The organism is Roseateles sp. P5_E4, from assembly GCF_054049255.1.
Genome location: NZ_JBFUMS010000005.1, coordinates 96702 through 109405, shown reverse-complemented (window position 1 = coordinate 109405; position 12704 = coordinate 96702). Strand labels below are relative to the sequence as shown.

The window sequence follows — 12704 nt, the reverse complement described above, 5'->3', positions numbered from 1 at the left end:
AGTTATTCTGGCGCCGCTTGAAAACATGCTCGATCCAAAGCGAGCAATACGACGACAGGGAGTTGTCCATGCGCAGACTTTTGACATCATTGACCCTGGCCTGCGCCGCGCTGCTGAGCGCGACCGCGGCGCACGCCACAGTGGATTGGAGCTGGTCTTTCACGAAGCCGGTCCTCAACTTGGCTGACAGTCCGTCGGTCTTCGTGACCCTCACCAACCACTCGACGTCCGATGAGAACATCGGGTGGGCCTTTGTTGACGCGAACTCGTTTGGCTTTTTCCTCGGTCTCGTCATGGACCCGAACGGCAACGTGCTGACGCCGGCGATTCTGGGTGTGCAGAGCCCCATCGCACCCGGCCAATCGGTGACCTTCGAGGCCCTGCGGTTCTCTTTCGTTCCCGGCGCACCTTACGGGCCCGGTTTACCGAATCCCGGCGTCGCCATCTCGCCGACGATCGTGGCTGAGATCGGGAACACCTGCTCCTATTGGGTTTCCGGCTCAGTGTGCCGTCAGGATCCGTTGCCGGCGTCGAGCGCGTTGACGATCATCTATTCACCTGCTCCGGAACCTGCCTCCTGGGGTCTGTTGGCAGCGGGCCTGATTGCCGTCGGCATGAGTGCCCGCATCTCGCGGGCCCGGGAGCGTCGATAAAATCCCCGGGTGTCCCTCGCCTTTGCTCATAGCTCTTTCTACCGTTTCACGCCCATAGAAGATCCCTCGGCGCTGGCGGCTTGGCTTCGTGAGGTCGCTCATGGCTTGGGTGGCGTCATCCTGGTGGCGAGTGAAGGCCTGAGCGCGGCTGTCGCGGGCACGGTTGATGCCGTCCAGGCCTTCGAGGGGGAACTTCAGGCCCGGCCGGGCTTTGCCGACCTGCACGTCAAACACAACGCCTGCGAGCGCTTGCCTTTCAGCCGCCTCAAGGTCTCCGTCAAGCGCGAGGTCGTCGCCTTCGGCATCCCTGGCGTCAGCGGCGAAGACACCGGCACCCATGTCAGCCCGCAGCGCTTTCGCGAACTGCTGGCCGACCCCGCCACCGTCGTCCTCGACAACCGCAACACCTTCGAGTTCAAGCTGGGGCGCTTCCGCGGCGCCATCGACCCCGGCGTGGCCCACTTCCGCGACTTCCCGGCCTATGTGGAGGCGCATCGCGACGAATGGCAGGGCAAGACGGTGGCGATGTACTGCACCGGCGGCATCCGCTGCGAGAAGACGGCGGCCTGGATGCAGGCCCGGGGGCTCAAGGTCGCCCAGCTCGACGGCGGCATCCTGAACTATCTCGAGTCGTTTCCGGACGACACCGACGCATGGCAGGGCGAGTGCTATGTCTTCGACAAGCGCATCGCCATCGACGCCGCGGGCCGCGAGACGGGCACGACGGCGGAAGCTGTCTTCACCGACCCCGCGGATGCCTGGCGGCTGGCGCGGGCGCGGCGGCTGGATCCCGAGGGCTGAGGCGAGCCGGCCTCAGCGCGCCGTCGCATGTACCTTGTGCGCGACGGACAACAACCGCGAACTCAGACGCAGGCCGGCACGTTCGGCGCTGTCGAGCAGCACATCAAAACGCACGCGTCCGCCAATGACCATGAATTGAATGGCGCTGGCGCGCGGCGGCGCCTCGCCGGACGTGCCCTCGCCGACCAATAGCAGCCCGCGTCGCGAGCTGGCCGCCTCGCCCTGAGCCAGGAATAGCAGGTGCACGGCCGGGTCGGCATCGGCCGCGCGCACGCGCCGCACCTGCACCGGCCGCGCCTGCACCGTGCGCCCCTGCAGGGTCTGGCTCAGCTCGCCGAGCATGGCTTCCGAGCCCTGCACGCCGATGACAAAGGGCGCATCGATAGCACCCAGCGCGCCGTCGGGCCAATCCACATAGGCCGTGAACTTGTAGAGGAACTCGGCCTTGATGCGCACCTCGCCGCCGGCATCGTCGGTCTGTGCATGGCTCATGCCGGCCGTCAGCAAGCCCAGCGCGAAGGCCAGCAGCGGCCTGCGCCGCGCCGGTGTCACGGGGTCCACCGCAGTTGCGCGTAGGCCTCGGGCCCGAAGACGCTGCGGCCCGGCGCAGCATTGGCCTCGGCATGGCGGCCATGCAGCAGGTTGCGGCCGCCCAGCGTCAGCGCCAGCGTGGGGGTGGCGCGCCAGCCGTAGTTGAAGTCCAGCACCGTGTAGGCGGGCACGGCCGGCTTCGGCAGCGCGGCGACATGGCGCAGCGCCACGTCCAGCTCATGGCGATCCGCCGGCTGCAGCGTGGCGCGCAGCTGCCATTGCCGCGGCGGGTCGTTGCCCAGCGCGGACGGCCCCACCGGGTCGCGGCTGCCCGGCTGCACGGCCAGATCTTGTTGCAGGGCATTGAAGCCGGCACTCCAGCGCAGCCAGGGCAGCGGCTGCCAGTGCGCCCAGGCTTCCAGGCCCCAGCTGTTGCCGGCGATCATGTTCTGCACCACGGCGTTGGGCGGCGGCTGGCCGCTGCGCAGCTTCTGCCAGTCATGCTGGTACAGCGTCAGCGCATAGCTCAGCGTGCTGCTCGGCTGGCCGCGGTGGCCCAGCTCGACCACGCGCGCGACCTCCGACACGAAGTCGGCCCCGCCCGCGATGATGAAGGGCGGCTTGGGCGGCAGGCGCAGGTCGCGGTCCAGCCGGGCCGGCGCGCGCACCGCGCGCGACAGCGAGGCCCACCACTGCCAGCGCGCCGACGGCGACCAGGCCAGGCGCAGCGACGGCAGCGTCTCCCAGCCGGTGTAGTCGTTGTGCTCGAACTTCGTGCCCGCCGTCAGCCGCCAGCCGTCTGCCAGGTTCAGCTCGTCCTGCACGAACAGGTTGTGCCATTGCTGCCGCGCGCTTTCGGGCACGAAGCCGAACACCAGCCCCGGCGCGATGTGGTCGCGCGAGCTCCGCCAGCCGCCGCCCCAGTCGATCTGGTGCGCGCCCCAGGCCAAGCTGTGCTGCGCCTCCAGGTCCAGCACCGTGAAGCGCGGGCTGTACAGGATCGTGTCCTCGCGCCGCACATGGTCGTAGTAGGCCTGCAGGCGCAGCCGCGAGCCGCCGTCCAGCCGGCCAGTCCAGCGCGCCAGCAGGTTCTGCCCCGACGTGCTGACGCCGCCGAGGTTGCGTGTGCCACTCAGGCGGCCTGCCGTATCGCCGCGGTAGACGTCGCCCTGCACGGTCAGCCCGTCCTCACCGCTCAGCCAGTCGGCGCGCCAGCCCAGTTGCCAGCGTCGCGACTTGTCCGTCACGGCCACGCCGGCTTCGGTCTCGGTGGCATCGCGCTGCAGCAGCTTGGCGTAGGCGCGCCAGTCGCCTTGCAGCGGCAGTTTGCCGCCGAGGCGCAGCGCGGCCGAGCGCTCGTCGGTGCCGGCGTCGGCGCGCAGCAGCAGCCCCGTGTCCGCGGCCGGCCGGCGGATGATGTTGATCACCCCATTGACCGCGTTCGTGCCCCAGACGCTGCCGCCCGGGCCGCTGATGACCTCGATGCGGGCGACGTCGTCCAGCAGCACGTCCTGCTGGTCCCATTGCACACCCGAGAAATAGGGCGCGTAGACCGTGCGGCCGTCGATCAGCACCAGCAGCTTGTTGCCCACCGAGTCGTTGAAGCCCCGGGCGCTGATGGCGTACTGGTTGGCGTTGAGCCGCGCGACCTGCAGGTTGGGCGCCAGCAGCAGCGCCTCGGGCAGGCTGCGCGCGCCTGAGCGGCGTATCGCCTCGGCGCTGATCACGTACAGCGAAGCCGGCACCTGCGCCAGCTTCTCGATACGCCGCGACACCGAGCTGATTTCGATGTTGGACAGCTGCTCCAGCGACAGATCGCTCAGGTCCTGCGCCGTTGCGGGGGAGGCCAGCAGCGCCAGCAGCACGGCGCTGCCGCCGGCTCGGCGGCGGGTGGGGCGAGGCTTGTCCTCGTCAGTTGGCTGGCGCACGGATCACCTCCCTGTCGTCGGAGGTCTGAAATGACCCGGACTGGTCGCGCCAGCATAACAACGCTGTCCGCTGGATGCGGCGTCGCCGGCGCCGCTGGATAGACCCGCGGCCGGACCCCGCGGCGGAAGATTGATTCCCCCAGTTCGGAACAAAGCTTCCGGGCGGCGGCGGATGCGCCGCGCCGCAAACGCCGACAATGCCACTGCGCGCCGCTTGCGCGCACCGAAATCCCCTCATTCGATGTCTCACCTGATCGTCCACGGCGGCACGCCCCTCTCGGGCCGCATCATTCCCTCGGCGAACAAAAACGCCGTCCTGCCCATCCTCTGCGCCACGCTGCTGACCAGGCAGCCGGTGCGCCTGCGCGGCGTGCCCGAGATCACCGACGTCAAGAAGATCGTCGAGGTCTTCCGCAAGCTCGGCTCGCAGGTCGAACTGGACTTCAAGACCGGCATCCTCGACGTCCACCACCGCGACACCCATTTCGACCCGGCCACCGACCGCCTGCCCGAGGAGATGCGCTCCTCCATCATGCTGGTGCCGGGCCTGATGGCCCGCTTCGGCGCCGCCCGCATCGAGGACGACGTCAAGGGCTGCACGCTGGGTGCACGCGAGATCGATCCGCACGTCGAGGTGTTCGAGCGCTTCGGCGCCCAGGTCCAGCGCCTGCCCGACGGCCTGGTGCTGCGCGTGCACCGCCCGCTGACGGCCAACCATCACTGGACCGACTACGCCTCCGTCACGACGACCGAGAACTTCGTGCTGTGCGCGGCACTGGCCGACGGCGTCTCCACGCTGACCAATGCCGCCAGCGAGCCGCATGTGCAGGAGTTCTGCAACTTCATGTCGCTGCTGGGCGCAAAGATCGAGGGCCATGGCACGTCCAAGCTGAAGATCACCGGCGTGCAGGAGCTTGGCGGCGCCGACTACACCTTCACCGAAGACTTCCACGAGATCGTCACCTTCCTGGCCCTGGGCGCCATCACCGGCGGCAACGTGCAGGTCAAAAACGGCGCGCCGGAGATGTTCCCGCTGCTGGACCGCACCTTCGCCAAGTTCGGCGTGCAGATCGTCCACGAGGACGGCTGGAGCCGCTGCGTGACCAATGGCCCGCTGAAGGTGAAGGAGCCCTTCACGCGCAACATCCTGCAGAAGGTGGAAGCCGCGCCCTGGCCCTATGTGCCGGTGGACCTGCTGCCCATCTTCGTGGCCCTGGGTGTCAAGGCCGAAGGCAGCGTGATGTTCTGGAACAAGGTCTACGACGGCGCCATGGGCTGGACCAGCGAGCTGGCCAAGTTCGGCGCCCATGCGTTCCTGTCCGACCCGCACCGCATGATCACCTTCGGCGGCAAGCCGCTGAGCCCGGCCGAGGTCGAGAGCCCCTACATCATCCGCGTCGCCATCGCGCTGCTGATGGTGGCGGCCAGCATTCCCGGCAAGAGCGTGATCAAGAACGCGACGCCGATCCGCCGCGCCCACCCCAATTTCGTCGAGCACATCGGCGAACTCGGGGCGCGCATGGAGTGGGTCGAGGGAGATTGAGTGTTGCGTGAGCTGTGTGCGGCCGCATGCCTGGTGGCTTCGGCCGCCCAAGCCGCGCCGCCCGCCGACACCATCCGCTGGGTGGCGCAGGACGTGCCGCCGCACTTCAGCTTCGTGCAGGGCCAGCCGCCGCGCAGCGCGGCCGAGCTGGGCCACGGCGAGGTGGACGGCTTCATGCGCGTGCTGCTGGCGCGCATGCCCGAGTTCCGGCATGAGTTCGTCGAGGCCAGCACCGCCCGCTATGAGGCCGAGAGCCGCCGCGGCGAGACCCTGTGCTCGACCCTGCATGTGCGCACGCCCGAGCGCCTGCAGTGGCTCTATTTCTCGCACCTCTACCCGCCGCTGATCTCGCGCGAGATCCATGTCATCGTGCCGCGCCAGCGGCTGGCCGAGCTGTCCCAGGCCCGGCCCGGGGACGGCCGCCTCGTGCTGGCCGACCTGCTCAAGCGCCAGGACCTGCGCCTGCTGCTGGCACGGGACCGCGCCTTCGGCGCGCAGATCGACAGCCTGCTGTCACACCAGGTCGTGCCACGGCTGGCTGTCGGCGCCCAGCTCAGCACCCAGCTGCTGGACATGCTGCGCGCCGGCCGCATGGACTACACGCTGGAGTACCCCAGCGTCGTCAAGGAATACCTGGCCCGCGTCGGCGACCCCGGCGCCCTGGTGGCGCTGCCGGTGGCCGAGGGCCTGAGCACGTTGCTGGCCACGGTCTCCTGCAGCCGCACGCCGCAAGGCAGGCGGCATATCGAGGCCATCGACGCCGCGGTGCGCAAGCTCGCCCGGGAGCCCAACCGCGAGGCCTGGGTGCGTCAATGGCGCGGCAACCGTGCCGAGCCCCAGGACATGAAGCGGCTGAACGCCTACATGGACGAGCGCGCCCGCGGTGGGCCGCGCATCGAATAGGCCGTGGCGAGGCCGCCCAAGCCGGTCCTGCCGCTGCGCGAAGGCGTCGCGGCAAGTGCCGTGTTCTGTCCCGCCGGGCCCTGGGGCTCCATGGCCGCCTTCCTCGCCGAGCGCCTGCCGCGCGTGGTCGACTGGCCGGAACGCCTCGCGCGCGGCGACGTGGTGGACGACGCCGGCCACGCGGTCGTCGACTCGCCCTACCGCGGCGATCGGCGCGTCTACTACTGGCGCCACCTGGACGTCGAGCCCGACATTCCGGCCGGCGAGCGCATCGTCTTTCAGGACGAGCACCTCCTTGTCGCCGACAAGCCGCATTTCCTGCCGGTGACGCCCAGCGGCATCTACGCTCGGCAGACCCTGATGGCACGTCTGCGCCACGCGACCTGCCTCGCGGATCTCAACCCCGTGCATCGGCTGGATCGCGAGACCGCCGGCCTGGTCGTCTTCAACCTCCGGCGCGAGGAACGCGACGCCTACCACCGCCTGTTCCGCGAGCGTGCCGTCACCAAGGTCTACGACGCCGTCGCGCCGCTGGGTGCCGGTCCCTGGCCGCGCGTGGTGCGGCACCGCCTGGAGGAGCCGGGGGGCGACAACTTCATGCAGATGCAGGTCGTCAACGGCGAACCCAACGCCGAGACCTGGATCGATCTCGTCGAGCTCTTGCCCGATGGGTTGGCGCGTTACGAGCTGCGTCCCCACACGGGGCTGCGTCACCAGTTGCGCGCGCAGATGAACGCCCTCGGGCTGCCGCTGGTGGGTGATCGCATCTACCCCGTGCTGCAGCCCCACGAGAATCCGCCGCGCTTGGACGCACCGCTGCAACTCGTGGCGCGGGCGATCTCGTTCACAGACCCCGTCACAGGTCTGCAACGCAGCTTCGAGCGCGCCGCCCCGACAATCGCGCCGGAATGAACGCGCTCAACCCTCAAGCCCAGGTCCAGGAACTGCGCCGCCAGCTGCAGTCCCTGCTTGACGCCGCCAAGGCCAATGAGCGCAAGCTGGATCGCTTCGACGCGCTGGAGCGCCGCCTCATCGCGGTGAGTTCGATGGAGGAGTTGGTCAACCTGCTGCTGGTCGACTGCCGCGACGATTTCGGCCTGGACGCCGCCGAGCTTTGGCTGCTGGACCCCGAGGAAGAGCTGCGCCGCGCCCTGCCGGCCCTGCCCATGATCAAGGCGCCGCGGCTGCTGGACAGCCATGGCCCGCTGAAGGACCTGTTCGGCGCCGCGCGCACGGCCCGCCTCATCGGCCCGGGCCCGGACGAGGCGCTGCTCGCCAAGGCCTTCGACATGCAAGCCGGCGTGCGTTCCGCGGCCCTGCTGCCGCTGATCCGCCAGGGCCTCTTGATCGGCAGCCTGCACCTGGGCTCGCGCGACCCCGAACGCTACGACGCCGCCTCGGGCACCAAGTTCCTCGACCGCCTGTCGGCCATCGCGGCAATAGCCATCGAGAGCATGCTCAACCGCGAGCGCCTGCGCCGCGCCGGCATGACGGACGGCCTCACCGGCGTGCACAACCGCCGCTACTTCGACCACCGCAGCCTCATCGAGTTCAGCCAGGCCGTGCGCCATCGATACCCGCTGGCCTGCCTGTTCCTGGACATCGACCACTTCAAGGCCATCAACGACGGCCACGGCCATCCGGTCGGCGATGAGGTGCTGCGCCAGGTTGGCGGGCTGATCCTGCGTTCGCTGCGCACCGGCGATCTGGCGGCGCGCTACGGCGGCGAGGAGTTCATCGTGTTGCTGCCGCGCACCGACCTGACGGGTGCCTGCGAGGTGGCGGAGCGCATCCGCCTGATGGTGCAGGAGGCGCCTTTCGTGACGCCCGATGGTGGCACCGTCAGCGCGACGCTGTCGGTCGGCCTGGCCATGCTGCCGGCCAGCGCCACGAGCTTCACCGACCTGCTGGCCGCGGCGGACAAGGCGCTCTACGAAGCGAAGCGGGCGGGGCGCAACCGCACGGTGACAGAGGATATTGGCGCCGCCACTGCCGCTGCATCGTGAACGATGCCGCTGCGGCTTGTTGGGCCGGGGGCCGCAAGCATCAACCGACACCAACTTCGCATGGGTCAGTTCCAGGGGTCTGGATCACAATGGCTCGGCCATGAAAACCCTGTCGCCGCTCCTCCTCGCCCTCGTCGCCGGCCTCGGCGCTGCTGCCACGGCCGAAGCCGGCCCGGCGCTGGAGCGCATCCAGGCCAGCGGCCGCATCGTGCTGGCGCATCGCGAGTCGTCCGTGCCTTTCAGCTACCTGCTGCCCGATGGCCGGCCCGTCGGCTATGCGGTGGATCTCTGCCTCAAGCTTGCCGAAGGCGTGCGCAAGAAGCTGAAGATGAGCACGCTGAACCCGCAGTTCCTGCTGGTGACGCCGGCCAACCGCATCCAGATGGTGGCCGAGGGCAAGGCCGACATGGAATGCGGCTCGACGACCAACAACGCCGAGCGCCGCGAGAAGGTCGCCTTCACGGTGCCGCACTACATCACCGGTGCGCGCTACCTCGTCAGGGCTGACAGTGGCATTGCCGAGCTGGCCCAGTTCGACGGCAAGACGCTGGTCTCCACCAAGGGCACGACGCCGTTGAAGTCCATCACCCAGGCCAACAACGAGCGCGCCCTGCACATCAACATCATCGAAGCCCCCGATCACGCCAAGGCCATGGAGATGCTGGCCGCCGGCCAGGCGGATGGCTTCGTCATGGACGACGTGCTGCTCTACGGCATCGTCTCGGCGCGGCCCGATGCGGCCAAGTTCAGCGTCGTCGGCAAGTTCCTGACCATCGAGCCTCTGGCCATCGTGCTGCCCAAGAACGACCCGGAGCTCAAGGCCATCGTTGACGACGAGATGAAGCGCCTCATCACCAGCCATGAGGCGCACGCCATCTACGAGCGCTGGTTCATGAAGCCGATTCCGCCCAAGAACAAGGCGCTGAACCTGCCGATGAATTACCTGCTCAAGGACTTCTGGAAGTACCCGTCGGATCAGGTGCCCTACTGAGGGAGCGAAGCCACCTGGGTTTCTCGAGGCGTCGCGACCCCTGACAAACCCCGAGACAACAGCCCGCACAGGGCGCGCTGCGGCCGTGACAATTTGTTCCGCAGTCCGCCTCACCGATGAGCACCGATTCCCTTGCCGAACCCCTGAACCACGTCAGCACGCGCCGGCTGGGTTCGCTGCGGCTGCGGTTGACGCTCGCGGTGCCCCTGCTGACCGCTGCCATCGTCGCCGTCTTCGAGTGGAGCCTGGGGAATTACGAGTCTCCGGCCGAGGGGCTGGCCCGCACGGCCTGGCTGGTGCTGCTGCTCAGCGCCGCCCAGCTCATCCTCATCGAGGCCCTGTTGCTGCGGCCGTTGCGCCGGTTGGCGGCCGGCTGCGAGGCGATGGAATCGGCCCCGGTGCCGCTGACGCCCGAAGCCGCTGTGCCAACACCCGGCCTCGCCGCCGAGCTGGACCGTATCGGCCACGCCATGCTGCGCGCCCGCGGCTCGCTGTGGCAGCAGGACCAGGCCGCCCGCGAGCTCCGGCGCGAGCTGGCCCAGCAGCGTCATCTGCTGCAGGAGGCCCACAGCGCCCTGGAGGCCAACCAACGCGAGCTCGCCAGCCTCGCACGCATCGATGCGCTGACCGGCATCGCCAACCAACGCGCCTTCGACGAGGCCCTGCGCCGTGAATTCAAGCGGGCCCAGCGGCTGCGAGGCCTGTTGGCGCTGGCGGTGCTGGACCTGGACCAGTTCAAGCAGTTCAACCTCATCCATGGCACGGCCGTCGGCGATACGGCCTTGCAGCGCGTCGCGAGCCTGCTGAGCGAGCGCTTCAAGCGCGACACCGATGTCGTCGCCCGCCTGGGCGGCGAGGAGTTCGTCGCCCTGCTGCCCGGCTTCGGCATGGCCGAGGCCCAGGGCGTGCTGGAGTCATTGCGGGATGAACTGCGGGCGCTGCGCCTGCCGGATGGCCAGGGCAGTTTGACGCTGAGCGTCGGCCTGGCGGCGGCCAGCCCGGCCCATCCGTATCTGAGCGCACAAGCGCTGCTGCAGGCGGCTGACGAGGCGCTCTATATCGCCAAGCACGCCGGGCGAGACCGGCTCAGCCTCGCGGCCTGAAACCACTGGCCCCTCGCCCAGTCTGGCGGCGCTGAACGCGCGCCAACCTGGTCGGTCTTGCAGACCGCGCTGCGGCAGTGCCGCAGCTCTTCGGCAGGCACATCACGCCCACTGGGCGTAATGTGTCCGGCCTCAGCCCCCGAGGGGACGGCGATGCTTGCGGCTTCGAGCCGCAAGCACATCGCCAAACGGGCCGGCTTGGGAGCGGCCCGGCGCTCGGCCCGGACGCTTCAGCGACCGTGTTCTTGAGCAGCCAGCAGTTGCTCGTTGACGCGGCGGGCCGCGCGCAACACGAGGGTCTCGTCCAGCTGCGCCTGGGGTGCGATCTGGCTGGCAATCTCATCGAGCTGGTCCGGATGGCCGAGCAGGGCCCAGGCGACCGTCGAGATGGCGGCGACGCTGCGCCGGGCCAGGCTTTCCGGCATGGTCAGCGAGGCCTGGATCTCGACGTGATAGCGCACGCTGGCCACAGCCGCCGGGGCCAGGCCCCAGCTCTCGCAAAGGGCCGCACCCAGGGCGTCATGGCTGACGCCAAAAGCCGTCCTCTCCAGCTCCACCAGTTCGGCATCGCGGGGGGCGGCGCGCAGCATGGCCGGGTAGTGCGTCGGCGCATGACGATAGAGCACCGCCTTGCCGCATTCCTCGAACAGGCCGGCCGAGTGGGCGGCCCAGGGGTCGACGCCCAGCATCTGGCCCATGCGGCCCATCAGAAGGCCACGCTGCGAGGCGCGCGACCAGACTTGCTCCAGCTCGGCTGCGGCTGGGAAGGCGGCGCGCAGACCCATCTCGAAGGTGATGGCCGCGACCTCGCGCATACCCAGGTAGGTCAGCGCCTGGTGCACGGTCTGCACGCGGCCGCGCAGGCCGTACAGCGAGGAGTTGACCGCCTTCATGACGGCGGCCGCCAGGGCCATGTCGGTCTCGACCAGGGAGGACATGGCCTGCAGGTCGATGTCCTCGGCTGCCATCAGCAGCGAGAGCTTGACCAGGACCTCGGGCTGGGTCGGGATCTCGATGTCCAGATTGCGCAGTTGAGGATCGACGGGCATGGTGAATAAGGGCGCTAGGGAATGCTTGATGGTAGATCAGCGGAAGAAGGCGTCCCAGGCTGTTTTGAGGATGAGAGCGCCGACGACGATGACAAAGACGCCGCGCACGAAGCCGGCGCCATGTTTCAGGGCCAGCCGGGTGCCGAGCAGGCTGCCCGCCACGTTGGTTACCGCCATCACCGCCGCGACCTGCCACCAGATGTGGCCCTTGCTGACGAACAGGGCGATCGCGAACGCATTCGTCAGCAGGTTCATCAGCTTGGCCGTCGCCGAGGCGTGCAGGAAGTCGTAACCCAGCAGCCGCACGAACAGGAAGACGAAGAAGCTGCCCGTGCCGGGCCCGAAGAAACCGTCGTAGAAGCCCACGGCCAGCGCAATACCGCCGGCCACCAGCACCTCGGCACGGCCCGTGAAACGCGGTGTGTGCTCGCGGCCGAGGTCCTTCTTGGCCAGGGTGTAGATCAGCACCGCCGCCAGCACCAGCGGCAGGGCCTTGCGCAGGCCGTCGGCGCTGACGAGGGTCAGGACCCAGGCGCCGGCGAAGCTGCCCACGCCGGCAAGCACCGCCGCCGGCATCAGGCGCTTCCAGGGCAGGTCGACCCGCTTCACATATTGCAGCGTCGCCCAGCCGGTGCCCCACACGGACGCGCCCTTGTTCGTGCCCAGCAGCGTGGCTGGTGCGGCATTGGGGAAGGTGCTGAACAGCGCCGGTACCAGCACCAGGCCGCCGCCGCCGGCTACTGCGTCAATGAAGCCTGCGAGCAGGGAGGCGAGGGCGACGGTCAGAAGTTCCAGCATGTCTTCGGTTCTATCACTGAGCGCAACGTGGTCGTCGTGTCTTGATCGGGCCGAGCGCTGGGCCGCTCCCGAGCCGGCCCGTCGGGCGATGTTGACCGGGCTTGATGCCCGGTCAATCGCCATCCCCTCGGGGCCTTCGGCCCCACAAAGAAAACGGCCACCAAGGGGTGCCTTGGTGGCCGGTGGATTGTCTTCGGGGTTACGAAGCAACCATGTGCGCTTGGCGCTTGTCTTGTCTCCTCACAACCCGCCCGGCGGTCCTGAACCAGAGCCCGGAACCGCGTCGAGTGCTGAAAATGTATTGCCCCGCCACGGTGCACGACACTGGGGTAAGCCCGGGTTCTCTGGCCGCGAAAGGTGCGGGCCGGCACCAAAATTGTGCGCAACTAACGGTCGAC

The 12704-nt window shown here is 68.8% G+C and carries 12 protein-coding genes; 8 read left to right on the top strand and 4 right to left on the bottom strand.

The annotated features are described in order from the left end of the window. The first annotated feature begins 68 nt into the window (after window positions 1-68). Together ACXJLH_RS11630 and trhO are read left to right on the top strand one after the other, a co-directional pair. Window positions 69-653: a PEP-CTERM sorting domain-containing protein gene (locus tag ACXJLH_RS11630; RefSeq protein ID WP_457444189.1), complete on the top strand. Its 585-nt coding sequence runs from the start codon at window positions 69-71 to the stop codon at window positions 651-653. 9 nt (window positions 654-662) lie between these two features. After that, complete coding sequence (gene trhO / locus ACXJLH_RS11625; RefSeq protein ID WP_457444187.1) at window positions 663-1454, top strand: oxygen-dependent tRNA uridine(34) hydroxylase TrhO; 792 nt, start codon at window positions 663-665, stop codon at window positions 1452-1454. Between the two features lie 12 nt (window positions 1455-1466). On the opposite strand, the gene ACXJLH_RS11620 is transcribed toward trhO, so the two are convergent. Both ACXJLH_RS11620 and ACXJLH_RS11615 read right to left on the bottom strand, forming a co-directional pair. Further along, the gene (locus ACXJLH_RS11620; protein ID WP_457444185.1) at window positions 1467-2015 is read right to left on the bottom strand and encodes a YfiR family protein; all 549 of its coding nucleotides are present in this window, start codon (window positions 2013-2015) and stop codon (window positions 1467-1469) included. Beyond that, window positions 2003-3913 carry a TonB-dependent receptor plug domain-containing protein gene (locus ACXJLH_RS11615; RefSeq protein WP_457444183.1) on the bottom strand — a complete coding sequence of 637 codons (1911 nt, stop codon included), beginning with the start codon at window positions 3911-3913 and terminating at the stop codon, window positions 2003-2005. The genes ACXJLH_RS11620 and ACXJLH_RS11615 overlap by 13 nt, the downstream gene beginning before the upstream one ends. A gap of 241 nt (window positions 3914-4154) precedes the next feature. On the opposite strand from ACXJLH_RS11615, the gene ACXJLH_RS11610 reads away from it, so the two are divergent. From ACXJLH_RS11610 to ACXJLH_RS11585, 6 genes are all read left to right on the top strand, one after another. Further along, a complete protein-coding gene (locus ACXJLH_RS11610) occupies window positions 4155-5456 on the top strand; it encodes a UDP-N-acetylglucosamine 1-carboxyvinyltransferase (RefSeq protein ID WP_457319870.1) in 1302 nt (433 codons plus the stop codon). Between the two features lie 3 nt (window positions 5457-5459). Further along, window positions 5460-6359, top strand: a complete 900-nt coding sequence (locus ACXJLH_RS11605) for a TIGR02285 family protein (RefSeq protein WP_457444182.1) — start codon at window positions 5460-5462, stop codon at window positions 6357-6359. 3 nt (window positions 6360-6362) lie between these two features. Beyond that, window positions 6363-7271, top strand: coding sequence for a pseudouridine synthase (locus ACXJLH_RS11600; RefSeq protein ID WP_457444180.1), 909 nt, complete (start codon window positions 6363-6365; stop codon window positions 7269-7271). After that, window positions 7268-8365, top strand: coding sequence for a DUF484 family protein (locus tag ACXJLH_RS11595; protein WP_457444178.1), 1098 nt, complete (start codon window positions 7268-7270; stop codon window positions 8363-8365). Before ACXJLH_RS11600 ends, ACXJLH_RS11595 begins: the two co-directional genes overlap by 4 nt. Before the next feature lie 100 nt (window positions 8366-8465). Then, the gene (locus tag ACXJLH_RS11590; protein WP_457444176.1) at window positions 8466-9356 is read left to right on the top strand and encodes an amino acid ABC transporter substrate-binding protein; all 891 of its coding nucleotides are present in this window, start codon (window positions 8466-8468) and stop codon (window positions 9354-9356) included. A 116-nt stretch (window positions 9357-9472) separates the two neighbouring features. Continuing rightward, window positions 9473-10459 carry a GGDEF domain-containing protein gene (locus ACXJLH_RS11585; RefSeq protein ID WP_056200581.1) on the top strand — a complete coding sequence of 329 codons (987 nt, stop codon included), beginning with the start codon at window positions 9473-9475 and terminating at the stop codon, window positions 10457-10459. Between the two features lie 230 nt (window positions 10460-10689). Here ACXJLH_RS11585 and ACXJLH_RS11580 read toward each other — a convergent pair whose 3' ends face one another. Further along, window positions 10690-11508 (bottom strand): HDOD domain-containing protein, encoded by an 819-nt coding sequence (locus ACXJLH_RS11580; protein ID WP_056200578.1) that lies wholly within the window; start codon window positions 11506-11508, stop codon window positions 10690-10692. Window positions 11509-11544: 36 nt separating this feature from the next. Continuing rightward, entirely contained in the window at window positions 11545-12303 is a 759-nt protein-coding gene (locus ACXJLH_RS11575; protein ID WP_457389910.1) for a sulfite exporter TauE/SafE family protein, read from the bottom strand. Between the last annotated feature and the right edge of the window lie 401 nt (window positions 12304-12704).

What these genes read in the sequence shown, in the direction of transcription:
- ACXJLH_RS11590 (WP_457444176.1), top strand. Translation starts at nt 8,466, where the DNA reads ATGAAAACCCTGTCGCCGCTCCTCCTCGCCCTCGTCGCCGGCCTCGGC.
- ACXJLH_RS11585 (WP_056200581.1), top strand. Translation starts at nt 9,473, where the DNA reads ATGAGCACCGATTCCCTTGCCGAACCCCTGAACCACGTCAGCACGCGC.
- ACXJLH_RS11580 (WP_056200578.1), bottom strand. Translation starts at nt 11,508, where the DNA reads ATGCCCGTCGATCCTCAACTGCGCAATCTGGACATCGAGATCCCGACC.
- ACXJLH_RS11610 (WP_457319870.1), top strand. Translation starts at nt 4,155, where the DNA reads ATGTCTCACCTGATCGTCCACGGCGGCACGCCCCTCTCGGGCCGCATC.
- ACXJLH_RS11630 (WP_457444189.1), top strand. Translation starts at nt 69, where the DNA reads ATGCGCAGACTTTTGACATCATTGACCCTGGCCTGCGCCGCGCTGCTG.
- ACXJLH_RS11595 (WP_457444178.1), top strand. Translation starts at nt 7,268, where the DNA reads ATGAACGCGCTCAACCCTCAAGCCCAGGTCCAGGAACTGCGCCGCCAG.